The following is a 26,622-nucleotide window of genomic DNA, read 5'->3' as shown; positions in this document are numbered from 1 at the left end:
CTGCCTGTGGATAACCTGTAGAGACCCGGCCCCAGCCCAGGCCTGCCGGGGCTCAGCGACCAATGATCAAAAAATCACCAATTTTCAAGCGCTTGTGCACAAACGGCGGGGATCACGCTGTGGATAACCTTGGGAAAGATAAGCGCAGGCCACGCCGGACGTGGCCTGTAGAGGTTTGTGCGTTTTTTGATCAGCTGCGCCGGCGCATGCTGATCACCGCATCGACGCTGTACACCGCCAGCCCAGCCCAGATGAACAGGAACGCCACCAGCGTGCTGGACGACAGGTGCTCACCGAACAGCAACACGGCGAGCAGCAGCACCAGGGTCGGTGCGATGTACTGGAGAAAACCGATGGTAGTGTAGGGCAAATGCCGTGTTGCGGCGTTGAAGCACACCAACGGAACCAGTGTCACGGGACCCGCCGCCACCAGCCACCAGGCTTCGGAGGTGGTCCAGAAAGCGGCCTGGGCACTGGTGGCCGTGGGATTGAACAGCAACCAGGCGATGGCGATCGGCACCAGCATCCAGGTTTCCACCACCAGCCCCGGCAATGCCTTGACTGGCGCCTGTTTGCGGATCAGCCCGTAGAAACCGAAGGTCAGCGCCAGTACCAGCGACACCCACGGCAGGCTGCCCACTTGCCAGACCTGCTGCGCCACGCCGACGGCCGCCAACCCCACCGCCAGCCATTGCATGCGGCGCAGGCGCTCGCCGAGGAGCACCATGCCCAGCAACATGTTCACCAGCGGGTTGATGTAGTAACCCAGGCTCGCTTCGAGCATGCGCTCGTTGTTCACCGCCCAGACGTAGGTCAGCCAGTTGGCCGCGATCAGTGTCCCGCTCAGGGCGAGAATCGCCAGGCGCTGTGGATTGTCCCGCAGTTCGCGCCACCAACCCGGGTGTTTCCAGACCAGCAGCAACGCCGCGCCGAACAGGGCCGACCACAGCACCCGGTGGATGATGATTTCCACCGAAGGCACGCTGGCGATGGCCTTGAAGTAGATCGGGAACAGACCCCAGATGATGTAGGCGCTCAGGCCCAGGATGTACCCGCGGCGCGGGTTGGCGGCTTGCATGCAGAATCCTTGCTTAGGCAGCTAACAAAGGAGTGATTGTAAGGAGATTTGTCAGATTGTGCTGCGAACCTTTGTGAGCGTTTCAGCGCAATCCCTTTGTGGGAGCGAGCTTGCTCGCGATAGCGGTATGTCATTCGACACAGGTGTTGAATGTTCGATCGCCATCGCGAGCAAGCTCGCTCCCACAGGGGGGCCGCAGCATGGTCAGAACAACTTCAACGGCTCTTCATTAAGCGCCGCCAGTTGCTCGCGCAACGCCAGCACCTGGTCACCCCAGTAACGTTCGCTGCCGAACCACGGGAAGCTGCGGGGGAAGGCCGGGTCGTCCCAGCGGCGCGCCAGCCAGGCGCTGTAGTGCATCAGGCGCAGGGCTCGCAGCGGCTCGATCAGCGCCAGTTCACGCGGGTCGAAGTCGTGGAACTCACGGTAGCCGTCCATCAGTTCCGACAATTGCCCCAGGCATTCCTGGCGATCGCCGGCGAGCATCATCCACAAGTCCTGCACCGCCGGGCCCATGCGGCAGTCGTCCAGGTCGACGATGTGGAACACTTCGTCGCGGCACATCATGTTGCCGGGGTGACAATCGCCGTGCATGCGGATGTTCTGGTGGGGCGTGGCCGCGTAGACCTCTTCGACGCGCTTGAGCAGGTCCCTGGCAACCGACTCGTAGGCCGGGAGCAGGCTGCGGGGGACGAAGCCGCTTGCCAGGACGGTGGCCAGTGAATCGTGGCCGAAATTTTTCACGCCCAGGGCTTCGCGATGTTCGAACGGTCGCGTTGCCCCGAGCGCGTGCAAGCGTCCGAGCAATTGTCCCAGGCGATAGAGTTGGTCGAGATTGCCCGGCTCCGGCGCCCGGCCACCGCGACGAGGAAACAGGGTGAAACGAAACCCGGCGTGTTCGTGCAGGCTGGCGCCGTTGTGGATCAGCGGCGCCACCACCGGCACTTCGTATTCGGCCAGTTCGAAGGTAAAGCTGTGCTCTTCCAGGATCGCTTCGTTGGTCCAGCGCTGGGGGCGGTAGAACTTGGCGATCAGCGGCTCGGAATCTTCGATGCCGACCTGATAGACGCGGTTCTCGTAGCTGTTGAGGGCCAACACGCGGGCATCGCTGAGAAAGCCGATGCTTTCAACGGCATCGAGCACAAGGTCGGGCGTGAGGGTTTCAAACGGATGGGACATGCTGACTCCTGCGCAGCGGCAGGGCTGCCGCGTCCGGCCCAGCATGGTAGCGCAAAGCAGTCGAGATTGATCGATGAGACTTGCATCGCTCTTCGTGGCGAGGGAGCTTGCTCCCGCTTGGGTGCGAAGCGCCCATAAAAAATGGGGTCGCTGCGCAACCCAGCGGGAGCAAGCTCCCTCGCCACAAAGTGTCAGGCGCCGATGACCCCGCCATCTTCCCGGGTAATCACCATCACCGAAGACCGCGGCTTGCCATTGGGCAGGTGCTCAGGGAACGTCGAGCCGCCGCTGGGATGCTGGATCCCGACGAACATCGTCTTGTAGTCCGGCGCGAAACTGATCCCGGTCACTTCGCAGCCTACCGGCCCGACCAGGAAGCGGCGGATTTCACCGCTGTTGGGGTCGGCGCAGAGCATCTGGTTATTGCCCATGCCAGCGAAGTCCCCGGCGTTGCTCGAGTCGCCGTCGGTCTGGATCCACAACCGTCCACCCTTGTCGAAGCCCAGGCCATCGGGGCTGTTGAACATGTTCTGGGCGTTGATGTTGGACGAGCCGGCTTTCGGCGTGCCGGCGTGTACTGTCGGGTTGCCGGCGACCACGAACAGATCCCAGGAGAAGGTCTTGGAGGCATGATCGTCGCGGTCGGTGCGCCAGCGCAGGATCTGTCCGTAGACATTCTTGGCCCGAGGGTTTGGTCCGTCCACCGGTTGGCCGGCATCGCCGCGCTTGGAGTTGTTGGTCAGGGTGCAATAGACCTGGCCGTCCTTGGGGCTGACCACGATCCACTCCGGACGGTCCATGCGCGTGGCGCCAACGGCACTGGCGGCCAGGCGCGCATGGATCAGCACTTCGGCCTGGTCAGCGAAACCGCTGCTGGCATCGATGCCATTCTTGCCGTGGGTCAGCTCGATCCACTGGCCCTTGCCTTTGGGGTGGTCCGGGTTGCCGTCGCCGGCATCGAAGCGCGCCACATACAAGGTGCCGTGGTCCAGCAGGTTGCGGTTGGCTTTGGCATTGCGATGGTTGATGCGCTCGCGACTGACGAATTTGTAGATGAACTCACCGCGTTCATCGTCGCCCATGTACACCACCGCGCGACCGTCATTGGTTTGGGCCAGGGCGGCGTTTTCGTGTTTGAAGCGGCCCAAGGCAGTGCGTTTCACCGGCGTGGATTCTGGATCGAACGGATCGATTTCCACCACCCAGCCATGGCGATTGAGTTCGTTGGGGTTCTTCGCCAGGTCAAAACGTGGGTCGTGCAGGTGCCAGTTGATTTCACTGCTGGTGACGGTGGCGCCATAGCGTTTTTGTGCCGCGTCGAACTGCAGGTCGGTCTTGCTGCTGCCGAAGCAGTCAGTGAAGTTTTCTTCGCAAGTTAGGTAAGTGCCCCACGGCGTCATGCCGTTGGCGCAGTTCTGGAAAGTCCCCAGCACTTTTTTGCCGCTCTTGTCGGCGCTGGTTTTCAGCAGGTCGTGGCCGGCTGCCGGACCACGCAGGCGAATCGGCGTGTTGCCGTGGATCCGGCGGTTGTAGCGCGATTCCTGGACGAACTGCCACTGGCCGCGACGACGCTGGATCTCGATCACCGACACCCCTTCGGCGGCTTGGGCCTTGCGCACGTCTTCGGCCGACTGCGGCTGGCCGCCGTGAGGGAACAGGTATTGGTAGTTGGTGTACTCGTTGTTGATCGCCATCAGCGCCCGGTTCTTGTCGCCGGGGAATTCGAACAGGCTCATGCCGTCGTTATTGTCGCCAAACTGCTCTTCCTGAGCGCGGGCTGTTCCATTGCCACTGGGGTCGAACGCCGGTGCATTTTTGCGCAGTGGCTGGCCCCAACTGATCAGCACCGAGGCTTTGTAGCCCGGCGGCAGAGTAATGGTGTCGGCCGTGGCGGCGGCGATGCTGTTGAAACCCAGCAGCCGGCTGTTGCCTTCGCTCACGGCGGCGGCCAGCACGCTGCGGCTCAGCAGGTTGCCGCCCAGGAACATCGCCGCGCCGCACAGGGCGCCGGCGCTGATGAAACTGCGTCGGCTCAGGCCGACGATCTTTTCCAGGTCGGTGGATTGGTTTTCTTCTAATAGGCTCATCATCAGGCTCCCTGCTGGTTTTGGCAGTCACCTTAAAGCGGGTCGATGAAACTATTGTTGCAGCGCGCTACAGCGGTGTGCCGAGCAGCACATTTGTGGCACAAAACGTCACTTGCACCGGTGAGTCGGCTGCCAGGTTCTGCGCTTGCAACTGAAGCGGGTCGGCCAAGGCGCACAGCGTCTGGCCGTTGGGCAGGCCGATGCGCACTTCGCTGGGGCCGTCTTCGGCGGCGTCGACCTGCTCGATCACGCCGCGCAGGGTATTGATTCCCGGTTTTTGCGCGTGTTCGATTGGGTGTAATTCCAGCCAGCCGGCCTTGATCAGCGCCACCACGTCGGTACCGATACCCAGCTCCAGGCGCAGCGTGCTGTCATGGGTGATCTGCGCTTCGATGACCAGGCCCCGGGCCAGCTCCAGGCGTACCCGGTCGTTGTGGCCCTGGGCCTCGATGCCCAGGACCTTGCCATGCAATTGATTGCGGGCGCTGGTGCGTAGCATCAGGCGACTGAGCAGACCCAGGTCGCCGGCGTCTTCGCTGGCTTCCAACAGTTGCGCCTGCAGTGCTTGCAGGCGCTGATACAGGCGCAGCACGCGTTGGCCTTCCTCCGACAGCTTGGCGCCACCACCGCCCTTGCCGCCGACGCTGCGTTCTACCAGCGGTTGGTCCGCGAGGTTGTTCAGCTCATCGATGGCATCCCACGCTGCCTTGTAGCTCAGGCCCGCACTCTTGGCGGCGCGGGTGATCGAACCCTGTTCGGCGATGTGCTGCAACAGGGCGATGCGTTGGGGTCGCCGAACGATGTGCTGGGTCAGGAGTGTGGGCAATGACATGGCAGAAAACTGCGTGCAAAGGTCGATGAGCGGACGTTGGCGCCTTGGGCGCGACACGTCAAGCCGGCTCACCGGGTTTTGGCGTGCGGGCCAGGCAATACACATCGACCCGCGCAGCGCCGGCATCGCGCAACAGGGCGGCCAGCGCCTGGGCGGTGGCGCCGGTGGTGAGCACATCGTCGACCAATGCCAGGTGACGGTTGCGCAACGCTGCCTGGGGCGCGAGGGCAAAGGCCTGACGCAGGTTGCGTCGCCGGGCCCGGGCGTCGAGTGCCTGTTGGGCGGGGGTGTCCTGGGTGCGTCGCAGCAGGTTTTCTTCGCAAGGGATCGCCAGCGGCCCACTGAGCCAGCGGGCCAGCAGCGCCGCCTGGTTGAAGCCGCGCTGGCGCAGGCGCCGAGTCGCCAGTGGCACCGGAACCAGTGCGTCGGGCCGTTCCAGCCCTTCGTCGAAATGGTGTTGCAGCGACTGCGCCAGCAGTTCGCCCAGCAGCCGACCCAGGGGCCATTTCGCCTGATGCTTGAAGCGGGTGATCAGGCTGTCCACCGGGAAGTCGTAGGCCCAGGGCGCCAGGACCCGCTCGAAGGCCGGCGGCCGCGAGGCACATTGGCCGCAACGCAATCCGGCCATGGGCAGTGGCAGGGCGCAAATGCCGCATTGATCGCCGAGCCAGGGCAGCTCGCTTTCGCAGGGGGTGCAGATAGGCTGTGGTGTGTCGGTGCTTTCTCCGCACAATAAGCAGGATTGTTTGTTTTTTAACCAGATGTAAACCGGTCCTTTGTAACGTGGTTGACAGCGCATGACTCTTCCTTAAATATGCCGAACATCCGTGTCGCGCCTGTGGGTATTCCATCCCCCAGGCGCTAGCCAAGCATAATCAAGGAAATGCCCATGAGCGCCAGCACCACTGCCAACCTGCGTCATGACTGGTCTTTGGCCGAAGTCAAAGCACTCTTTGTCCAGCCATTCAATGACCTGTTGTTCCAGGCGCAGACCGTGCACCGCGCGCACTTCGACGCCAACCGCGTCCAGGTTTCCACGCTGCTGTCGATCAAGACCGGCGCTTGCCCGGAAGATTGCAAATATTGTCCGCAGTCCGGTCACTACAACACCGGCCTGGATAAAGAGAAATTGCTTGAAGTGCAGAAGGTCCTCGAAGAGGCCGCCCGGGCCAAGGCCATCGGTTCGACCCGTTTCTGCATGGGCGCGGCCTGGAAACATCCGTCGGCCAAGGACATGCCGTATGTGCTGGAAATGGTCAAAGGCGTGAAGGCCATGGGCCTGGAGACCTGCATGACCCTGGGCCGTCTCGACCAGGAGCAGACCGAAGCGCTGGCCCAGGCCGGCCTGGACTACTACAACCACAACCTCGATACCTCGCCGGAGTTCTACGGCAGCATCATCACCACCCGTACCTACAGCGAGCGCCTGCAAACCCTGGCCTATGTGCGTGATTCGGGGATGAAGATCTGCTCCGGCGGCATCCTGGGCATGGGCGAGTCCCTGGACGACCGCGCCAACCTGCTGATCCAACTGGCGAACCTGCCGGAGCACCCGGAATCGGTGCCGATCAACATGCTGGTCAAAGTCGCCGGCACGCCGCTGGAGAATGCCGAAGACATCGATCCGTTCGATTTCATCCGCATGCTCGCCGTGGCGCGGATCATGATGCCCCAGTCCCATGTGCGCCTGTCCGCTGGCCGTGAAGCGATGAACGAGCAGATGCAGGCCCTGGCATTTTTTGCCGGCGCCAACTCGATTTTCTACGGCGACAAGCTGTTGACCACCGCCAACCCGCAAGCCGACAAGGACATGCAATTGTTCGCACGCCTGGGCATCCAGCCCGAAGCCCGCGAAGAACACGCCGACGAAGTGCACCAGGCGGCGATTGAACAGGCGCTGGTGGAGCAGAAAAGCAGCGAGCAGTTCTATAACGCCGCTGTTTGAGTTGACGCAAAACCCAGTGTGGGAGCGGGCTTTGTGGGAGCCAAGCTTGCTCGCGATGAACTGTAACGCGGTCTTGCCATAGACCGTGGAGCCCTCATCGCGAGCAAGCTCGACTCCCACAAAAGCCCTCCCACAGGGGATCTCACCCGTCTTAAATAAGTGGTTCACCCCGAGGCCTGCATGCCCTTCGATCTCGCCGCACGCCTGGCTGCCCGTCGTGCCGACAACCTCTATCGCCAGCGCCCGCTGCTCGAAAGCCCCCAGGGCCCGGAAGTGGTGGTGGACGGCCAGCCGCTGCTGGCGTTCTGCAACAACGATTACCTGGGCCTGGCCAATCATCCGCAAGTGATCGAAGCCTGGCGCGCCGGCGCGGCGCGTTGGGGTGTCGGTGGCGGCGCTTCCCATTTGGTGGTCGGCCACAGCAGCCCTCATCACGCCTTGGAAGAAGCCTTGGCCGACCTGACGGGGCGTCCGCGGGCGCTGCTGTTCACCACCGGCTACATGGCCAACCTCGGCGCGGTCACTGCGCTGGTGGGGCAGGGCGACACGGTGCTGGAAGACCGCCTCAATCATGCTTCGCTGCTTGACGCCGGGCTGTTGTCCGGTGCGCGCTTCAACCGATACCTGCATAACGATGCCCAGAGTCTGGCCAACCGCCTGGAGAAGGCCACCGGCAATACCCTGGTGGTCACCGACGGCGTGTTCAGCATGGACGGCGACATTGCCGACTTGCCGGCCCTGGCCCGCGTAGCCAAGGCCAAGGGCGCCTGGCTGATGGTCGACGATGCCCACGGTTTCGGCCCTCTAGGGGCCAACGGCGGCGGTATCGTCGAGCATTTCGGCTTGAACCAGGATGACGTGCCGGTATTGGTGGGCACCTTGGGCAAAGCCTTCGGCACTGCCGGGGCCTTCGTCGCGGGTAGCGAGGAACTGATCGAAAGCCTGATCCAGTTCGCTCGCCCCTACATCTACACCACCAGCCAACCGCCGGCCCTGGCCTGCGCGACGCTCAAGAGCCTGGAACTGCTGCGCGACGAGCATTGGCGGCGCGAACACCTGCAGCTGTTGATCCGCCAGTTCCGCCAGGGCGCCGAGCAGATCGGCCTGCAATTGATGGACAGCTTCACACCGATCCAGCCGATCCTGGTGGGCGATGCGGGGCGGGCCATGCGCGTGTCGCAGATGCTGCGCGAGCGCGGGCTGATGGTCACGGCGATCCGACCACCCACCGTGCCGGCCGGCAGCGCTCGTTTGCGCGTGACCCTGACCGCCGCCCACAGTGAGGCCCAGGTGCAGTTATTGTTGAATGCACTGGCCGAGTGTTTTGCCCTGTTGGGGCCGGAGCCAAGCCATGCGTGATCGACTGATTTTGTTGCCCGGTTGGGGCTTGGGCGTTTCACCGCTGGAACCGCTGGCGGCGGCCTTGCAAGGGCTCGACGAACATCTTCGGGTGGAAATCGAGCCGTTGCCGGCGTTGTTGTCGAGCGATCCCGATGAATGGCTCGAAGAATTGGACGCCACCGTGCCCCAGGACGCCTGGCTGGGCGGTTGGTCCCTGGGCGGTATGCTGGCCTCGGCGCTGGCGGCGCGTCGGGGGGAGCGCTGCTGCGGCGTGTTGACCTTGGCGAGCAATCCGTCCTTTGTCGCCCACGAGCAATGGCCGAGCGCGATGGTCGGTGAAACCTTCGATGGTTTTCTCGCCGGGTGCGCTGCCGACCCACGCCAGACCCTCAAGCGTTTCAGTTTGCTGTGTGCCCAGGGCTGCAATGATCCGCGCGGGTTGTCGCGGTTGTTGTTGGCCGGGGCACCGAGCACTCCGCCCGAAATATTGATGGCCGGGCTCGAACTGCTGGCGCGATTGGACACCCGCGCCGCGTTGCAGAGCTTCCGTGGCCCGCAACTGCATCTGTTTGCCGGGCTCGACGCCCTGGTACCGGCCGAGGCCGCGGGGGATTTGCTGGTCTTGCTGCCGGATGTCGAAATCGGTTTGATCGAACAGGCCGGCCACGGATTTCTTCTGGAGGACCCCCACGGTGTAGCGGGCGCGATCCAGGCTTTTTTGCATGAGTCCGGTGATGACTGATTTGTCTCTTCCCAAATTGCCCGGCGTCTTGCCTGACAAGCGCCAGGTAGCGGCTTCGTTTTCCCGTGCAGCGACCAGTTACGACAGCGTGGCGGCGTTGCAGCGCGATGTCGGCCAGCAATTGCTCGGCCGCTTGCCGCCTTCATTCATGCCGCAACGTTGGCTGGACCTGGGCTGTGGCACCGGTTATTTCACTCGGGCACTGGGCGCACGTTTCGGTGAGACAAACGGCCTGGCGCTGGATATCGCCGAAGGCATGCTCAACCATGCGCGTCCCCAAGGTGGCGCCGCGTATTTTGTCGCCGGTGATGCTGAGCGGCTGCCTTTGCAAGCGGCGAGCTGCGACCTGGTGTTCTCCAGCCTGGCGGTGCAATGGTGTGCGGATTTTGCCGCAGTGCTGAGCGAGGCCCATCGCGTGTTGAAACCGGGTGGGGTGTTGGCCTTTACCAGCCTCTGTGTGGGCACTCTGTACGAATTGCGCGACAGTTGGCGTCAGGTGGATGGCTTGGTGCACGTCAACCGTTTCCGTGGGTTTGAGACGTATCAGCACCTTTGCGCGGCCAGCGGGCTGAATGTCGTCAGTCTGGAAAACCGTCCCCATGTGCTGTATTACCCCTATGTGCGCAGCCTGACCCATGAACTGAAAGCGTTGGGTGCCCACAATCTGAACCCGGGTCGCCCGGGCGGCTTGACGGGCAGGGCGCGGATTCTCGCGCTGGTTGAAGCCTATGAGCAATTTCGTCAGGCCCAGGGGCTGCCGGCAACTTACCAGGTGGTCTACGCCGTTTTGGAGAAACCGCTATGAGCCAGGCCTATTTCATTACCGGCACCGACACCGATGTAGGCAAGACCACTGTCGCGGCGGGCCTGCTGCATGCCGCGCGGCTAGCTGGCATGAGCACGGCTGCCGGAAAACCCGTGGCCTCCGGCTGCGACGTGACGCCCAAGGGCCTGCGCAACGCCGATGCCTTGGCCTTGTTGGCCGAATGCTCGATACCGTTGACTTACGTACAGGTCAATCCGGTGGCGTTCGAACCGGCGATAGCGCCGCACTTGGCCGCCCGGGAAGCGGGCGTTGCGTTGACGGTGCAGTCGCTGCTAGGCCCGATGCGTGAAGTGCTGGCGCTGGGCGCCGATTTCACCTTGATCGAAGGCGCGGGTGGTTGGCGCGTGCCGCTGTCCGGCCAGGACAATCTTTCCGACCTGGCGATCGCGCTGGGCTTGCCGGTGATCCTGGTGGTGGGCGTGCGCCTGGGTTGCATCAGCCACGCCTTGTTGACCGCCGAGGCGATCGCCCGTGATGGTTTGCAGCTTGCCGGTTGGGTCGCGAACATCATCGACCCGGCCACCTCGCGCCTGGAAGAAAACCTGGCAACCTTGGCCGAGCGGCTGCCGACTCCGTGCCTGGGCCGGGTGGCGCGGATCCAGAGCGTGACGGCCGAAGCCGTGGCCGAACACCTGCAACTGGATCTGCTGGACTGAGGCCCGCCAAGGTTTTGCCTATGACGCGGCACTGTGCCATTAGTGTTTTTGTCGGGCCTTTTCCCGGGGCTTCTGGTTCAATGGCCACTGTCGACCCTTCAAGAAGACGAACCCTGCCATGGAAATCTCAGGAAACACCGCGTTCTATGCCGGTCTGAGCACGATTCAGACAGGGCAGAACCGCGTCGATCAGGCCTCCAGCCAGATCGCCAACAACACGATCGAACGTTCGGTCACCAGCCAGTCGTCCGACGTGCAGGTCGATCGCCTGCGTTCGGTGGACCGCAGTCAGCAATCGGATCTCGCCAGCAACATGGTTGAAATGTCCCAGGGTAAGTTTCAGGTGGAACTGGGCGTGAACGTTGCCAAGGCTTCCGATGAAATGCTGGGGACGTTGATCGATACCTTTGCCTGATCTTTCGTTCGTTGGCGTCGCATGAAGTCGATGCACTCAACGGTTCAAGCGACGCCTTTATTCTTGCGTAACCGTCGAGTGCATTCCATGCTAGCCTCGCTAGCTTCCCATGTATCCCCAGGCCGTCGGGCTAATCCAGTTGTCCACAACGGAGCTGCCTGCCATAACAACCCTTCCCATAGGTTGAACGGTCACATCGGCACAGTCGCCGGGGCTTTGCCCCAAAAAGAAACCCTCTAACTGTCCGTTCTGAGTCACGCGCTCGTACTGCCGCATGTTTACACCAGCCATGATGGCTGTGCCTACCACCACGATTCTGCCATCCGGTTGCAGAGTCATAGAGTTGTGGCTCAGTTTATTTAAAGGGCGAGAAATCAACAGCGGTTCACCATCATTGAAACTTCCATCCAGTGCACCGCTCGCCTCCAGCCTGACAAGTAAGCCGCTTCGCAAGTCGTCGGGAGCGTTTGCGTAGCCGGCGACGAGAATCTTGTCGTCATTCTGGACCAGCACGCGGGCAACGATATTCGGTTGAAAACGTTCGGCAGGCAGTAAGTGCCCGGTGTTTTCTTCAACAACGATATCGGCGAAACCGCCACTGCCGAAGTCAAGATCCAGTTCGCCTGTCGGCAGGTAGCGAGCAACGGTCCGCGTTCTTGGTCTTTCGCCCAGGCGTCGCCAACTGCCCGCCACGATGATCTTGCTATCGCTTTGGACATGCACATTACAGGCGAAACTGGCTTGATCATGGAACCGGATATCAATAAAGCCGCGACCTGCGCCGAAGCCAGCATCAAGTTCCCCATTGGGTTGTAGGCAAAACAGGCGGCTAAGGGTTTCCTCTGGTTTTTCTGCATCAGGATAAAGGTAGTAAGTGGCACAGATCAGAATGCGTTGATCTTTTTGCAGGCATCCATCCACGTTTTTGTAATTCACTGTCTCCCCACTGTTTGCATTGACTGGTCCAGGGAGGATTCGTCGGCCAAACACGATGTCATGGCCGCCATTGGCAAGAAAGCGCACGGCCGCCGGGTTCCATTCTCTCGCTGTGTTCAGGGATGAAGCCCCGATGAGCAGGATTTTCTGATCCTCTTGCACCAGTACGCGGGTCGGCAGGCTCTTGTCGCCATCCCGAAAATTCCAACCAATCTCCTGGAACGCCTCGTCCTTGATCCCGTCACGCAGGTAGCGCGTCAGTGCAAAACGATCTTCGAGTTGCAAGGCAAAGACTAATTTGCCGTCCCTGTCGTGAGTAAGGGTGGTGACGCTACCTCGGTCATTGAATCGGATATAACCATCGGTACCAAATTTCCGGTCCAATTCACCTGGTGCGCGATTCGAACTGTCTTCTGCGGATTGAGTGCTCATGCGCTTTCCTCCATTCGGAACTAGTCTGGACCGAAGTGGCCCAGCTCGGTTGCCTCAGGACCAGTACATCAGCTTTTTCTCAGCGCCGAACCTGTCAGGGTTGACAGTCATGGCGTGGAAGCGAGCCGGCTCGCTAAGCTTTAAAGTCATGGGAGCACGGTTCGTTGATTGCCTGAATTTCACGCATGGGACGAGCGGTAACGGATCGGCGCTTGACAAGATTTAGGCGTAAACGTATGTTTCAAACAACTGTTTGACCGCTACAACAAATCCACGCGGTCGTTCATCCCCGGGTACATCAAGAGGTTTATCGCTATGCCTGACTACAAGGCCCCCTTGCGTGATATTCGCTTCGTCCGTGACGAACTGCTTGGCTACGAAGCGCACTATCAGAGCCTTCCGGCTTGCCAGGACGCAACTCCGGATATGGTTGACGCCATTCTCGAAGAAGGCGCCAAGTTTTGTGAGCAGGTGCTGGCTCCGCTGAACCGGGTGGGCGACATCGAAGGTTGCACCTGGAGCGAGTCCGGCGTGAAGACGCCGACCGGTTTCAAGGAAGCCTACAAGCAATTCGTCGAAGGCGGCTGGCCAAGCCTGGCCCACGACGTAGAGCATGGCGGTCAAGGCTTGCCGGAGTCCCTGGGCCTGGCGGTCAGCGAGATGGTCGGTGAAGCCAACTGGTCGTGGGGTATGTACCCGGGCCTGTCCCATGGCGCCATGAACACGATTTCCGAGCACGGTACGCCCGAACAGCAAGAGGCTTACCTGACCAAGCTGGTGTCCGGCGAATGGACCGGCACCATGTGCCTGACCGAACCGCACTGTGGCACCGACCTGGGCATGCTGCGCACCAAGGCCGAGCCTCAGGCCGACGGTTCCTACAAGGTGTCCGGTACAAAGATCTTCATTTCGGCCGGCGAACACGACATGGCCGACAACATCGTCCACATCGTGCTGGCACGCCTGCCGGACGCACCGGCTGGCACCAAGGGCATTTCGCTGTTCATCGTGCCAAAATTCCTGCCTAACGCCGACGGCTCCATTGGCCAGCGCAACGCGGTGAGCTGCGGTTCGCTGGAACACAAGATGGGCATCCACGGCAACGCCACTTGCGTGATGAACTTCGACGCGGCCACCGGTTACCTGATCGGCCCGGCGAACAAAGGCCTGAACTGCATGTTCACCTTCATGAACACCGCGCGTCTGGGCACTGCGCTGCAAGGCCTGGCCCACGCCGAGATCGGCTTCCAGGGTGGCCTGAAATATGCCCGTGATCGCCTGCAAATGCGTTCCCTGACTGGCCCGAAAGCGCCGGACAAGGCCGCCGACCCGATCATCGTGCACCCGGACGTGCGTCGCATGCTGCTGACCATGAAGGCCTTCGCCGAGGGTAACCGGGCGATGGTGTATTTCACCGCCAAGCAGGTCGACATCGTCAAGTACGGCGTGGACGAGGAAGAGAAGAAAAAGGCCGATGCGCTGCTGGCATTCATGACGCCGATCGCCAAGGCCTTCATGACCGAAGTCGGTTTCGAATCGGCCAACCATGGCGTGCAGATCTACGGCGGTCACGGCTTCATCGCCGAGTGGGGCATGGAGCAGAATGTTCGCGACAGTCGCATCTCGATGCTGTACGAAGGCACCACCGGCATCCAGGCCCTCGACCTGCTGGGCCGCAAAGTGCTGATGACCCAGGGCGAGGCACTCAAGGGCTTCACCAAGATCGTCCACAAGTTCTGCCAGGGCAACGAAGGCAACGAAGCGGTCAAGGAGTTCGTAGAACCTCTGGCTGCGCTGAACAAGGAATGGGGCGAGCTGACCATGAAGGTCGGTATGGCAGCCATGAAGGATCGCGAAGAAGTGGGCGCGGCATCGGTGGACTACCTGATGTACTCCGGTTACGCCTGTCTGGCTTATTTCTGGGCCGACATGGCGCGCCTGGCGGCGGAAAAACTCGCCGCCGGCACCACCGAAGAAGCCTTCTACACCGCCAAGCTGCAGACCGCGCGCTTCTACTTCCAGCGCATCCTGCCGCGTACCCGTACCCACGTGGCAACCATGCTGTCGGGTGCCAACAACCTGATGGACATGAAAGAAGAGGACTTCGCGCTGGGCTACTAAGCCTTACGCGGTTCTTCTAAAAAAGCCGCTGCTTCCTTCGGGAGCAGCGGCTTTTTCATGGCTGCCGCAAATCCCACATTGGAATGTTCATAGCCACTAAATCTATATCCGCTGCAGGCCCTTGTGGGAGCGAGCTTGTTCGCGATAGCGGTGTGTCAGCCCATGGATGTGATGACTGAAAAAACGCTATCGCGAGCAAGCTCGCTCCCACATTGACCAACAGTGATCCTGAAACAATATTCATCCAACCCAACCCTAAGAAAACCGTCCCCTCTGCCGTTACAGCGATGGCAGTGTGACATCTGTCACATCTTGCGTGCCTTACTGCTCCAGTTGCAGGCACAATGCCATCTTTGATCAGCCGGGTCGGAGCTTTACCCTTGCCGCGTTCTTCCGCTGTACGTTTGAGCCATTTCCTACCGTCATTGCTACTGTTGGTGGCGGGGCTTGCGGCTGCCTACGTCAAGGATCTCAACGTTTTCTTCACCTCGCTGTTCAACGTTCTCCCGACGCTGGTGTTGCTGCTGGGCGGGGCGTATTGCGCTGTTTACCGACGTCAACGTGAACTGTTTCTGATGGTCACCGTGTACATCGCCTACTTTCTCCTGGACACCCAGACCGACTTCTATCGCGATAACGGCAAGGTGCGTGAAGACGCGGCGGTGGTGTTCCATCTCGTCTGCCTGTTGCTGCCGCTGTTGTTCGGGCTGTTCGCGGCTTGGCAGGAGCGCACCCACCTGTTCCAGGACATGGTGGCGCGGTTCGCGGTGCTACTGGTCTTTGGCAGCGTGGCGCTGGCCCTGGAGCAGAGTTTCCCCCAGGCCTTGCTGTTGTGGCTCTCGGAGATCCGCTGGCCCGCGTTGCACGGTGCCTGGATGAGCCTGATTCAATTGTCCTACCCGATGTTCGCCGCCGCATTCCTGCTGCTGGCCTGGCAATATTGGCGCAATCCCCGGCCACTGCACGCGGCGCAATTGGTGGGGTTGCTCGGGCTGTTCTGGATGTTGCCGAAAACTTTCATCCTGCCGTTCACCCTGAACATCATGTGCAGCCAGGTGATGTTGATGATCGCTGCGGCGGTCGCCCACGAGGCCTATCAAATGGCCTTCCGTGACGAACTCACCGGCCTGCCGGGCCGTCGGGCATTGAATGAACGCATGCAGCGCCTGGGGCGCAATTATGTGTTGGCGATGAGCGACGTGGACCATTTCAAGAAATTCAACGACACCCACGGCCATGACGTGGGCGACCAGGTGCTGCGCCTGGTTGCCAGCAAACTGTCGAAGATCGGCGGTGGCGGTAGGGCGTATCGCTACGGCGGGGAGGAATTTGCCTTGGTGTTCGCCGGCAAGACCATCGACGAGTGCATGCCCCATCTGGAAGTCATCCGCCAGTCCATCGAGACGTACGCTATCCAGCTGCGCAATCCCGACAGCCGTCCCCAGGACGACCAGCAAGGCCGCCAGCGTCGCTCCGGCGCGGGTGCCTCCAGCGTATCGGTGACGGTCAGCATCGGCGTCGCGGAACGCCTCGAACAACGTACGCCCGAAGAAGTGCTCAAGTCCGCCGACCAGGCGCTGTATAACGCCAAGGGCGCGGGGCGTAACTGTGTAGTCGCGTTCGGCCAGAACCGTCGTGGCGCGGTGCGCATGGAAACCGCCGTGGGTTGAGTGATGACGGCGCATTCAGCGTCTGGACTGTGATTGTGGGCCAGGGTGGCCGGCAGTAGGTTGAAACGATCTGCTACCGGAGAAAACCACCATGCCCGAGTACAAAGCCCCCCTGCGCGACATGCGCTTTCTGATCGATCACGTCTTCGATTTCCATGGCCGTTATGCCGAACTGGGCGCCAGCGATGCCAGCCCGGACATGGTCAGCGCGATCCTCGAGGAAGGCGCCAGGTTCTGTGAAAACGTGCTGGCGCCGCTCAATCGTTCCGGTGACGAAGAGGGGTGCCATTTCGACAACGGCGTAGTCACCACGCCTACAGGCTTCAAGCAGGCTTTCGCACAGTACGTGGAGGGCGGCTGGCATGGGCTGGCGGCGGACCCGGCGTACGGCGGCCAAGGCTTGCCCAGCTCCCTGGGCCTGGTCATCAGCGAGATGATCGGCTCCAGCAACACGTCCTGGGGCATGTACCCGGGCCTGACCCACGGCGCCATGTCGGCGATTCACGCCCACGGTACGGCAGAACAGAAACAGGCCTACCTGAGCAAACTCACCGCCGGCCAGTGGACCGGCACCATGTGCCTGACCGAAGCCCACTGCGGCACCGACCTGGGCATCATCAAGACCCGCGCCGTGCCCCAGGCCGACGGCAGCTACGCGATCTCCGGCAGCAAGATCTTCATTTCCGCCGGTGAACACGACATGAGCGATAACATCATCCACTTGGTACTGGCCAAGCTGCCGGACGCCCCCGCCGGGACCAAAGGCATCTCGTTGTTCATCGTGCCCAAGTTCCTGCCCGACGCCACGGGTGAGGCCGGGCCGCGCAATGGCGTTTCCTGTGGCTCGATCGAACACAAGATGGGCATCAAGGCCTCGGCCACTTGCGTGCTGAATTTCGATGGGGCCAAGGGGTTCCTGATCGGCGAGCCGAACAAGGGCCTCAACTGCATGTTCACCATGATGAATCACGCCCGGCTTGGCACCGGCATGCAGGGCCTGTGCCTGGGGGAGGCGAGCTTCCAGGGGGCGATCAAATACGCCAACGACCGGTTGCAGATGCGTGCGCTGACCGGCCCCAAAGCGCCGGAAAAAGCCGCCGACCCGATCATCGTTCATCCCGATGTGCGCAGGATGTTGCTGACCATGAAGGCCTTCAACGAAGGCAACCGGGCACTGACGTATTTCACCGCGCAACTGCTCGATACCGCCCACCTGAGCGCGGACGCAACCGCGCGCCAGGAGGCCGAGGACCTGCTGGCGTTTCTCACCCCGATCTGCAAAGCCTTCATGACCGACACCGGGCTGGAGGTGACCAACCACGGCATGCAAGTGTTCGGTGGCCATGGCTTCATTCGCGAGTGGGGCATGGAACAGTTGGTGCGCGACTGCCGCATCGCGCCGATCTACGAGGGGACCAACGGCATCCAGGCGCTGGATCTGCTGGGGCGCAAGGTGTTGGGCAGCCAGGGCAAGTTGCTGCGTGGCTTCACCCGGATCGTTCACAAATTCTGCGCCGCCAATGCCGAGCATCCGCAGCTCAAGGACGACGTCGCGCAACTCGATGGGCTCAATCAGCAATGGGGCGAGCTGACCACACGGGTCGGCATGGCGGCCATGAAAAATCCGGATGAAGTGGGCGCCGCCTCGGTGGACTACCTGATGTACAGCGGCTACATCATCCTGGCCTACTTGTGGTTGCGCATGGCCTTGGTGGCCCAGGCTCAGCTCGACAGTGGCACTGCAGATGGCGATTTCTGCCGGGCCAAATTGGCGACGTGCGAGTTTTACTTCAAGCGCCTGCTACCAAGGACTGCCGCTCATCGGGCTGCCATCGAAGCAGGGAGCGATTGTCTGATGAAGCTGCCGGCGGAGTTGTTTGCACTCTGACTGATCCGTGGCGAGGGAGCTTGCTCCCGCTGGGCTGCGCCATAGCCCCTCTTTGTGAGCGCTGCGCACTCAAGCGGGAGCAAGCTCCCTCGCCACGGTAAATCATCCTGACTTCTATGGTGACTAAAAATAACAAAACAGTCATGGGTTGACCCTATGTGTCGCAAAAGTTGTTGAGGTACACTCAGGTCATTGCGAAAACCGTCTCTTACGAACCAATTGTTTAGATCTTGCGAGGTTTGCCATGACTGACTACAAAGCGCCCCTGCGCGATATGCGCTTCGTCCTCAATGAAGTGTTCGAGGTCGCGAAACTCTGGGCTCAACTGCCGGCGCTGGCCGACACCGTAGACGCTGAAACGGTCGAAGCGATCCTCGAGGAAGCCGGCAAGGTCACCAGCAAAAGCATCGCCCCCCTCAGCCGCGCCGCTGATGAAGAAGGCTGCCACTGGGCCGACGGCGCCGTCACCACGCCAGCAGGTTTCCCACAGGCCTACAAGACTTACGCTGAAGGTGGTTGGGTCGGTGTCGGCGGTGATCCGGTGTACGGCGGCATGGGCATGCCCAAGGCCGTTTCGGCCCAGGTCGAGGAGATGGTCAACTCCGCCAGCCTGTCCTTCGGTCTGTACCCGATGCTGACCGCCGGCGCTTGCCTGTCGATCAACGCCCATGCCAGTGAAGAACTGAAGGCGGCGTACCTGCCGAACATGTACGCCGGCGTCTGGGCCGGTTCCATGTGCCTGACCGAGCCTCACGCCGGTACGGACCTGGGGATCATCCGCACCAAGGCCGAACCCCAGGCCGACGGCTCCTACAAGGTCAGTGGCACGAAGATTTTCATCACCGGTGGCGAGCACGACCTCACCGAGAACATCATTCACCTGGTACTGGCGAAGCTGCCGGACGCGCCGGCAGGCCCCAAGGGTATCTCGCTGTTCCTGGTGCCCAAGTTCATGGTCAATGCCGATGGCAGCCTGGGCGCGCGCAACGCGGCCAACTGCGGGTCGATCGAACACAAGATGGGCATCCAGGCGTCCGCCACCTGCGTGATGAACTTCGACGAAGCCGTGGGTTACCTGGTGGGGGAACCGAACAAAGGCCTGGCGGCGATGTTCACCATGATGAACTACGAGCGCCTGGGGGTTGGCATCCAAGGCCTGGCCTCCGGTGAGCGTTCCTACCAGAACGCCGTCGAATACGCCCGTGACCGCCTGCAAAGCCGTTCGCCCACTGGTGCGCAGAACAAGGACAAGGTCGCTGACCCGATCATCGTCCACCCCGACGTACGTCGGATGCTGCTGACCATGAAGGCCTCGAACGAAGGGGGCCGGGCATTTTCCACCTACGTGGCGATGCAACTGGACACCGCCAAGTTCAGCGAAGACCCTGTCACCCGCAAGCGCGCCGAAGACCTGGTGGCGTTGCTGACCCCGGTGGCCAAGGCTTTCCTGACCGACCTGGGCCTGGAAACCACCGTCCATGGCCAACAAGTGTTTGGCGGCCATGGTTACATTCGTGAATGGGGCCAGGAGCAACTGGTGCGTGACGTGCGCATCACCCAGATCTACGAAGGTACCAACGGTATCCAGGCGCTGGACCTGGTTGGGCGCAAGATCGTCGGCAGTGGCGGTGCGTTCTACCGGTTGTTCGCCGATGAAATCCGCCATTTCACCGCCACTGCGAGCAGCGACCTGGAGGAATTCGTCAAGCCGTTGAACAGCGCGCTCGACACGCTGGACGAGTTGACCGACTGGTTGCTGGACCGGGCGAAGAACAACCCGAATGAAATCGGCGCGGCGTCGGTGGAGTACCTCCAGGCGTTCGGCTACACCGCCTATGCCTACATGTGGGCACTGATGGCCAGGGCGGCCTTGGGCAAGGAAAGCCAGGATGATTTCTACGCGAGCAAACTGGGCACGGCGCGGTTCTATTTCGCCCGCCTGCTGCCGCGTATTCATTCGTTGAGCGCGTCGGTCAAGGCGGGCAGCGAGTCGCTGTTCCTGCTGGAAGCCAGCCAGTTCTGAAACGATGACGATGTGTAAGCATTTGCTTACACATCGTGCTGGCGTTTTCCCTCTATCGGTGGATTGGATCCAGGGCTAATCTAGCTTCCATGGACGTAGCGCAGGACGCGCAAAGGCAACAACACGGACACGTAGGATTCTGCCAGGACGGCGGAGTGAAATGGATGTCAGGGAAACAGTCTGCAAAGCCCCGCTTCGGCGGGGTTTTCTTTTGGTGCGCCCAGCATGGGCGCAATCTTGTGGGTGAAAGTCCCGCCGTAAGCTGACCACAGCGAATGAAGTGAAGCGCAACTGCATGAGGGCGACCGAGTGTGGGGAGGAAGCGTGGAGCGAAGCCGTGAGCCGATGAACAAGAACCGGATATAAGGCGAAGCCGACCAGGGTGAGCGGGCCAAAAACCGCGAAACTCTTGTGGTCAAAGGGCGGCTGCGTAGATCCGGCGGCTGTGCGGTGAAGGATTGCGTTCTTACCTGGGGAGATCTCGCCTTATGCCTGAAAGGGCGACGGTGCAAACCGGAGCGAGAAGTCAGCAGAGGCCGTAGTAGTCTTTTTTTCTTTTTTTGACGAAGGGCCGAACGAGAGAAAGCGTCATAGGCCATGTTGATGCGAAAGACCGGAAGTCAGATGCCTGCCAAACGCGGGGCGGATGGGAGGGACGCGAGCGGTGAAGCCGTGAGTGCCTCCATCAGCGACGAGGTCAATTGCCCGCAAGATGAATCCTACAACGCAGGGCAAGGGCTGCTGGAACGGGCCTTTGCGAGAGCGAACCTGAAACGGGCTTGGAGACGAGTCAGGGCCAACAAAGGAGCTGCTGGAGTCGACGGTTTGGACATTGAACAGACCGCCAAACTTTTGCAGTCCCGATGGCCTGTGATCTGCGAACAGCTTCTTTCAGGCGTCTACCGGCCCAGTCCGGTACGGCGCGTGGTCATTCCCAAGCCTGACGGCGGTGAACGCGAGTTAGGCATTCCAACGGTCACCGACCGGTTGATTCAACAAGCGCTGCTGCAAGTCCTGCAACCACTGCTCGATCCAACCTTCAGTGAACACAGCTACGGCTTTCGTCCGGGGCGCAGTGCGCAGGACGCCATCCTGGCGGCTCAGCGCCATGTGTCTGCGGGGCTCAAGGTGGTAGTGGATGTTGATCTGGAGAAGTTCTTCGACCGGGTCGACCACGACATCTTGATGGATCGCTTACGCAAACGGATAGCAGATCAGGCGGTCATTCGCCTGATCCGTGCGTATCTGGATGCGGGAACGCTGATCAATGGCGTGGTCGAGAAAAGCCGCCTGGGGACGCCGCAAGGCGGCCCGCTGTCGCCGTTGCTGGCGAACGTGCTGCTGGACGAAGTGGATCGAGAGCTTGAACGCCGAGGTCATAGTTTTGTGCGCTATGCCGATGATGCGAATGTGTACGTTCGCAGTCAGAAGGCCGGGCAGCGAGTGATGTCCTTGCTCAAGTGTCTGTATGAAAAGCTGCACTTGAGCGTCAACGAGAGCAAGAGTGCGGTGACGAGTGCGTTTGGTCGCAAGTTTCTGGGATACGCCTTCTGGGCCTCTCAGGGCGAAGCCAAGCGAGCCGTCTCATTTAAAGCGCAAAAGCAGTTCAAGCAGCGAATACGCTGGCACACCCGACGCTCATGTGGCCGTAGTTTGCAGCAGATCGTCGATGATCTGCGCCCTTACATTCTGGGTTGGAAAGCTTATTTCGGACTGTCGCAAACCCCAGCCGTCTGGCGCGAGCTGGACGAATGGATACGGCACCGATTACGAGCAATCCAGCTCAAGCAATGGAAGCGCGGAACGACGACCTACCGGGCGTTGCGGGCACTGGGGGCGAGTGTGGAAGTCGCGAGGAAGATCGCGGGGAATGCTCGCCGTTGGTGGAGCAACAGCCGGTATGAGCTGAACCGTGTGCTGAGTATCGCCTGGTTCGACAGCTTGGGTTTACCGCGTCTCTCCTGACCTCAATCTCTCGAACCGCCCGGTGCGGACCCGCATGCCGGGTGGTGTGGCAGGGGAACGGCCTATGAAGGCCGTCCCCTATGCCGATCCTGCGTTTTTTTGTCGTGAGTGGATTTGGCCGTTCGGCCGCCAGCCTGATTGTTTTTTTCACTGAACCCTGACGAGCGGTCGTGGGTCAATGAGCTATATGGCAACGTAGCCATCGCCAATCAGGAGTCATCCATGGATATCATTCGAATCATCATCGCCATTCTGCTGCCGCCATTGGGGGTATTTCTGCAAGTCGGTTTCGGCGGGGCGTTCTGGCTGAATATCCTGCTGACGCTGTTGGGTTACATCCCGGGCATCGTGCATGCGGTGTACATCATCGCCAAGCGCTGAATTCATCGGTCATGAAATTCCCCCTGTGGGAGCGAGCTTGCTCGCGATAGCCATGGTCCAGTCAACATATCCATAGACTGACACACCGCTATCGCGAGCAAGCTCGCTCCCACCGTTTTTCTGGCTTGCTACAGATCACCGTCCATCACTTTGCGATAGAACAACCACTCATGCTCCAGCGCATGCGCCTGGTTCGCGGCCTTGCGAAAACCGTGGCGCTCATCCGGATAGTAATGCGCCTCGACCGCCACGCCGTTGGCCTGTAAGGCACTGACCATATCGCGGGTTTGCTGCGGCACCACCACAGCGTCCAGCTCGCCCTGGAAAAAGATCACCGGTACGCGAATATTTCCGGCGTGCAGCAGCGGGGTGCGGGCGCGGTAGCGTTCGACGTCCTGTTGCGGATCGCCGATCAGCCAGTCCAGATAATCACCTTCGAACTTGTGCGTGGCCCGGCCGAGGGCGACTGGGTCGCTCACGCCATAGAGGCTGGCGCCGGCACGGAATACCTCATGGAACGCCAAGGCGCAGAGCGTCGTGTAGCCACCGGCACTGCCGCCCCGGATGAACGCATGACGGCCGTCGATCAGGCCTTGTTCATCCAGGTAAGCGACCACCGCGCAGGCATCCTCGACATCCACCACGCCCCAATTCAAATGCAACGCCTGCCGATAGGCCCGGCCATAGCCGCTGCTGCCGCGGTAATTGAGATCGGCAACGGCAAAGCCACGCTGGGTCCAATACTGGATACGGGGATCGAACAGGGGATAACAGGCCGAGGTGGGGCCGCCGTGAATGAACACCACCAATGGCGGCTTTGCGGGTGCATTCATGGCCGGGTAAAAGAACCCGTGGGCCTCTCTTGACCCGGATGGATAGCGCAGGGTTCGAGGACAGCTGATCTGTTCGACGGGCAATGGCGCGACGCCGCCGACCAGCACCGCCACTTCATGACTCTGTCGCTCGATGGCAATGACCGCCGATGGGCGGGTCGGCGAAGCGGCAATGGCGTAGATGAACCGCTCATCCAGCGCCAGGCTGCGAAAGCGGCTATAGGTGCCGGTGAAGTCCTCACAGGCCTGGTCATCGCGACACAGACCCAGGCGCCCGAAACCCGCTTCGGTCCAACTCGCCAGGTACATGTGTTCACCCAGCGGCAGCCAGGTACAGCCCCCCAGTTGCCATGGCGCCGGGGCATGATCGGCTGCGGCGGCGGGCAACGGTTCCAGGCCTTGGGCCGACGCCCTCCAGGGCTGCCAATAACCACCGCGATCAGTCAGGCAGTAAAGGCGATTGGCCGCGTCGAAGCGCGGCTGCTGAATGGACGTTTGCTCACCGTCGCCGGCCACACAGCGTGGCTCGCCCCAACCCGAAGCATTACGTTCGGCCAACATCAACCGCGTTGCTGTCCAGGGTTGATGCGGGCGGCTCCACTCAATCCAGGCGAACCGCTGGCCGTCCGGGCTCAGGGTTGGCGAAGCGTAGAAATCGGCGCCTTCGGCCAGCAGATGCCGCTGATGATCCGCCAACCCGATCGATACCAGGCGATGCTGGTTGGCCTGTTCTTCCACCGCCAACACCTGGCCGTCGGCGAAGCCAAGATCCCCATAGCGGCATTCACCAGAGGTCAGCGCCACGGGCCGTTCGCCGTTCAGCGATTGGTGATACAGCTGCTGGTCGGCCTCATTGACGAACAGCACGCCGTCATGGCTCAGGCAGAACGATCCGCCGCCGTATTCATAGACCCGGCTGCGCGCGCTGAACCCGTCCGGCGTCAGGCAGCGGGCCTTGGCGTCTTGCCAATGCCAGATCCGGCAGGCGCCGTCCGCGGGGCGGTATTCATTCCAGAACAAGCCCAGGGGCCCGACCTGCAGTTCGGCGAAGTCGGTGCCGGCGGCAACGGCTTGGGCGGCGCTGAAAGGCTCAGCCTTTAGCGATGAGGCGCGAGTTTCGTTCATTGCGAAAGGCCAACTGTTCAATGGTTTGCGTGGCGTGCTCGGCGTCTTCACGCGCCTTGAGAATCACCCCGTGGTGTTCGGATTTGCTGCACACCGGGTCGGCATTGCTGGCATCCCCCGTGAGCATGAACGCCTGGCAGCGACAGCCGCCGAAGTCCTTTTCCTTTTCATCGCAGGAGCGGCACGGTTCGGGCATCCAGTCATAACCGCGGAAACGGTTGAAGCCGAACGAGTCGTACCAGATGTGCTGCATGCTGTGGTCGCGCACATTGGGAAATTGCACCGGCAACTGCCGGGCGCCGTGACAGGGCAATGCCGTGCCGTCCGGCGTGACGGTGAGGAAAATGCTGCCCCAGCCGTTCATGCAGCCCTTGGGGCGTTCTTCATAGTAGTCCGGCGTGACGAAGATCAACTTGCACGGATTACCTTCAGCTTCCAGCTTGGCACGGTATTCATTGGTGATGCGCTCGGCACGCACCAATTGTTCCCGCGTCGGCAGCAGGCCGACGCGGTTGAGCTGCGCCCAGCCATAGAACTGGCAGGTGGCGAGTTCGACGAAGTCGGCCTCCAGGGCGATGCACAGCTCGATGATGCGGTCGATCTTGTCGATGTTGTGCCGATGGGTCACGAAGTTCAGCACCATCGGGTAGCCGTGGGCCTTCACCGCCCGGGCCATTTCCAGCTTTTGCGCGAAGGCTTTCTTCGAGCCGGCCAAGAGGTTGTTCACCTGCTCGTCGCTGGCCTGGAAACTGATCTGGATATGGTCCAGGCCAGCCTTTTTGAAGTCGCTGATTTTCTGTTCGGTCAAGCCGATGCCGGAGGTGATCAGGTTGGTATAGAAACCGAGCCTGCGCGCCTCGGCGATCAACTCGGCCAGATCCTGGCGCACCAACGGCTCGCCACCGGAAAAACCCAGCTGCGCGGCGCCCATCTCACGAGCCTCGCGAAACACCTTGAACCACTGCTCGGTGCTCAGCTCCTTGCCCTGCTCGGCGAAGTCCAGGGGGTTGGAGCAGTACGGGCATTGCAATGGGCAGCGATAGGTCAGTTCGGCCAGCAGCCACAGCGGCAGGCCGACTTCCGGCTTGGGTGGCAGGCCGGTGGTGTCAGGCAAGTTCGATCCAGTGCTCTGCACGGGCGACCTCCATGAATTGCTCGATGTCATCACCGAGTTCCGGCACGTCGGGAAACTGCTTGGCCAACGCGTCGATGATCGCCGCGACATCCCGTTCGCCGTCGATCAGGCCACCGATCAGCGCAGCGCTGTCGTTCAGCTTGATCATGCCTTCAGGATAGAGCAGCACGTGGCCTTTCTGGGCCGGTTCGTACTGGAAGCGATAGCCGGGGCGCCAGCGCGGGGTTTGGCTGCGATCGAAACTCATAAGCTAATTCCTTTGTGCCAAACCCGTTGGTCGGTCACGCTGTGATAGGGCGGGCGGTTCAATTCGTAGGCCATGGTCATGGCGTCGAGCATGCTCCAGAGGATGTCCAGCTTGAACTGGAGAATCTCCAACATGCGTTCCTGCCCTGCGCGGGTGGTGTAGTGCTGCAGGGTGATCGCCAAGCCATGCTCCACATCACGCCGGGCCTGGCCCAGGCGGGTGCGGAAATATTCATAGCCGGCCGGGTCGATCCACGGGTAATGCTGGGGCCAACTGTCCAGGCGTGACTGGTGGATCTGCGGCGCGAACAGTTCGGTCAGCGAGCTGCTGGCGGCTTCCTGCCAACTGGCCCGGCGGGCGAAGTTGACGTAGGCGTCCACCGCGAAGCGCACGCCGGGCAGCACCAATTCCTGGGAGCGCAGTTGGTCGGGGTCCAGGCCCACCGCCTGGCCCAGCCGCAGCCAGGCCTCGATGCCGCCGTCTTCTCCCGGCGCGCCGTCATGGTCGAGCAGGCGCTGGATCCACTCGCGGCGGACTTCCCGGTCCGGGCAGTTGGCCAGGATCGCGGCGTCCTTGAGCGGGATATTCACTTGATAGTAGAAGCGGTTCGCGACCCAGCCCTGGATCTGCTCGCGAGTGGCACGGCCTTCATACATCGCCACGTGATAGGGGTGATGGATGTGGTAATACGCGCCTTTGGCACGCAGGGCCGCTTCGAACTCGGCGGGGGACAGGGGGGTGTCAGTCATTTCGGTTCTCCGGGAA

At 61.4% G+C, this 26,622-nt stretch carries 22 protein-coding genes; 12 read left to right on the top strand and 10 right to left on the bottom strand.

Going from position 1 to position 26,622, the window contains the following annotated elements; all coding sequences use genetic code 11:
* Positions 1-190: 190 nt before the first annotated feature.
* From rarD to AC515T_RS26625, 5 genes are all read right to left on the bottom strand, one after another.
* Complete coding sequence (gene rarD / locus AC515T_RS26645; protein WP_496530603.1) at positions 191-1,078, bottom strand: EamA family transporter RarD; 888 nt, start codon at positions 1,076-1,078, stop codon at positions 191-193.
* Positions 1,079-1,282: 204 nt separating this feature from the next.
* Entirely contained in the window at positions 1,283-2,257 is a 975-nt protein-coding gene (locus AC515T_RS26640; protein WP_060740323.1) for a serine/threonine protein kinase, read from the bottom strand.
* Between the two features lie 191 nt (positions 2,258-2,448).
* Positions 2,449-4,344 (bottom strand): PhoX family protein, encoded by a 1,896-nt coding sequence (locus AC515T_RS26635; RefSeq protein WP_496530602.1) that lies wholly within the window; start codon positions 4,342-4,344, stop codon positions 2,449-2,451.
* Positions 4,345-4,411: 67 nt separating this feature from the next.
* Positions 4,412-5,176, bottom strand: coding sequence for a TOBE domain-containing protein (locus AC515T_RS26630; protein ID WP_496530601.1), 765 nt, complete (start codon positions 5,174-5,176; stop codon positions 4,412-4,414).
* A 58-nt stretch (positions 5,177-5,234) separates the two neighbouring features.
* Positions 5,235-5,975 (bottom strand): double zinc ribbon domain-containing protein, encoded by a 741-nt coding sequence (locus AC515T_RS26625; protein WP_496530600.1) that lies wholly within the window; start codon positions 5,973-5,975, stop codon positions 5,235-5,237.
* 90 nt (positions 5,976-6,065) lie between these two features.
* On the opposite strand from AC515T_RS26625, the gene bioB reads away from it, so the two are divergent.
* From bioB to AC515T_RS26595, 6 genes are all read left to right on the top strand, one after another.
* On the top strand, positions 6,066-7,121 hold the full coding sequence (bioB, locus tag AC515T_RS26620) for a biotin synthase BioB (protein WP_014340550.1): 1,056 nt from the start codon (positions 6,066-6,068) through the stop codon (positions 7,119-7,121).
* 180 nt (positions 7,122-7,301) lie between these two features.
* Positions 7,302-8,480 carry an 8-amino-7-oxononanoate synthase gene (gene bioF, locus AC515T_RS26615; RefSeq protein WP_496530599.1) on the top strand — a complete coding sequence of 393 codons (1,179 nt, stop codon included), beginning with the start codon at positions 7,302-7,304 and terminating at the stop codon, positions 8,478-8,480.
* The gene (locus AC515T_RS26610) at positions 8,473-9,204 is read left to right on the top strand and encodes an alpha/beta fold hydrolase (protein WP_496530598.1); all 732 of its coding nucleotides are present in this window, start codon (positions 8,473-8,475) and stop codon (positions 9,202-9,204) included. Before bioF ends, AC515T_RS26610 begins: the two co-directional genes overlap by 8 nt.
* Positions 9,197-10,009, top strand: a complete 813-nt coding sequence (gene bioC, locus AC515T_RS26605) for a malonyl-ACP O-methyltransferase BioC (protein WP_496530597.1) — start codon at positions 9,197-9,199, stop codon at positions 10,007-10,009. The genes AC515T_RS26610 and bioC overlap by 8 nt, the downstream gene beginning before the upstream one ends.
* Positions 10,006-10,686, top strand: coding sequence for a dethiobiotin synthase (bioD, locus tag AC515T_RS26600; protein WP_496530596.1), 681 nt, complete (start codon positions 10,006-10,008; stop codon positions 10,684-10,686). Before bioC ends, bioD begins: the two co-directional genes overlap by 4 nt.
* A 118-nt stretch (positions 10,687-10,804) precedes the next feature.
* A complete protein-coding gene (locus AC515T_RS26595) occupies positions 10,805-11,101 on the top strand; it encodes a pyrroloquinoline quinone biosynthesis protein PqqE (RefSeq protein WP_496530595.1) in 297 nt (98 codons plus the stop codon).
* A gap of 99 nt (positions 11,102-11,200) precedes the next feature.
* On the opposite strand, the gene AC515T_RS26590 is transcribed toward AC515T_RS26595, so the two are convergent.
* Positions 11,201-12,469 carry an NHL repeat-containing protein gene (locus AC515T_RS26590; RefSeq protein ID WP_496530594.1) on the bottom strand — a complete coding sequence of 423 codons (1,269 nt, stop codon included), beginning with the start codon at positions 12,467-12,469 and terminating at the stop codon, positions 11,201-11,203.
* Between the two features lie 315 nt (positions 12,470-12,784).
* Between AC515T_RS26590 and AC515T_RS26585 the strand changes: the two genes are divergently transcribed.
* The 6 genes from AC515T_RS26585 (at position 12,785) to AC515T_RS26560 (ending at position 22,517) form a co-directional block, all read left to right on the top strand.
* The gene (locus AC515T_RS26585; protein WP_003206230.1) at positions 12,785-14,590 is read left to right on the top strand and encodes a phenylacyl-CoA dehydrogenase; all 1,806 of its coding nucleotides are present in this window, start codon (positions 12,785-12,787) and stop codon (positions 14,588-14,590) included.
* A gap of 380 nt (positions 14,591-14,970) precedes the next feature.
* Entirely contained in the window at positions 14,971-16,260 is a 1,290-nt protein-coding gene (locus tag AC515T_RS26580) for a GGDEF domain-containing protein (protein ID WP_496530593.1), read from the top strand.
* Between the two features lie 91 nt (positions 16,261-16,351).
* Positions 16,352-18,148 carry an acyl-CoA dehydrogenase C-terminal domain-containing protein gene (locus AC515T_RS26575; RefSeq protein ID WP_496530592.1) on the top strand — a complete coding sequence of 599 codons (1,797 nt, stop codon included), beginning with the start codon at positions 16,352-16,354 and terminating at the stop codon, positions 18,146-18,148.
* Between the two features lie 244 nt (positions 18,149-18,392).
* The gene (locus tag AC515T_RS26570) at positions 18,393-20,171 is read left to right on the top strand and encodes an acyl-CoA dehydrogenase C-terminal domain-containing protein (protein ID WP_496530591.1); all 1,779 of its coding nucleotides are present in this window, start codon (positions 18,393-18,395) and stop codon (positions 20,169-20,171) included.
* A gap of 597 nt (positions 20,172-20,768) precedes the next feature.
* The gene (ltrA, locus tag AC515T_RS26565) at positions 20,769-22,136 is read left to right on the top strand and encodes a group II intron reverse transcriptase/maturase (RefSeq protein WP_496529475.1); all 1,368 of its coding nucleotides are present in this window, start codon (positions 20,769-20,771) and stop codon (positions 22,134-22,136) included.
* Positions 22,137-22,358: 222 nt separating this feature from the next.
* Entirely contained in the window at positions 22,359-22,517 is a 159-nt protein-coding gene (locus tag AC515T_RS26560; protein ID WP_038436734.1) for a YqaE/Pmp3 family membrane protein, read from the top strand.
* 128 nt (positions 22,518-22,645) lie between these two features.
* Here the strand turns inward: AC515T_RS26560 and AC515T_RS26555 are convergent, their stop codons facing one another.
* The 4 genes from AC515T_RS26555 to pqqC are packed head-to-tail and all read right to left on the bottom strand — an operon-like array spanning position 22,646 to position 26,606.
* Positions 22,646-24,475, bottom strand: coding sequence for a S9 family peptidase (locus tag AC515T_RS26555; protein ID WP_496530590.1), 1,830 nt, complete (start codon positions 24,473-24,475; stop codon positions 22,646-22,648).
* Positions 24,441-25,610: a pyrroloquinoline quinone biosynthesis protein PqqE gene (pqqE, locus tag AC515T_RS26550; protein ID WP_496530589.1), complete on the bottom strand. Its 1,170-nt coding sequence runs from the start codon at positions 25,608-25,610 to the stop codon at positions 24,441-24,443. Before pqqE ends, AC515T_RS26555 begins: the two co-directional genes overlap by 35 nt.
* On the bottom strand, positions 25,582-25,857 hold the full coding sequence (gene pqqD / locus AC515T_RS26545; protein WP_496530588.1) for a pyrroloquinoline quinone biosynthesis peptide chaperone PqqD: 276 nt from the start codon (positions 25,855-25,857) through the stop codon (positions 25,582-25,584). Before pqqD ends, pqqE begins: the two co-directional genes overlap by 29 nt.
* On the bottom strand, positions 25,854-26,606 hold the full coding sequence (gene pqqC, locus AC515T_RS26540) for a pyrroloquinoline-quinone synthase PqqC (protein ID WP_496530587.1): 753 nt from the start codon (positions 26,604-26,606) through the stop codon (positions 25,854-25,856). The genes pqqD and pqqC overlap by 4 nt, the downstream gene beginning before the upstream one ends.
* Positions 26,607-26,622 lie beyond the last annotated feature (16 nt).

It is taken from the genome of Pseudomonas sp. FSO-7 (genome assembly GCF_059579345.1).
This window is presented reverse-complemented; position numbering and strand designations above follow the sequence as displayed.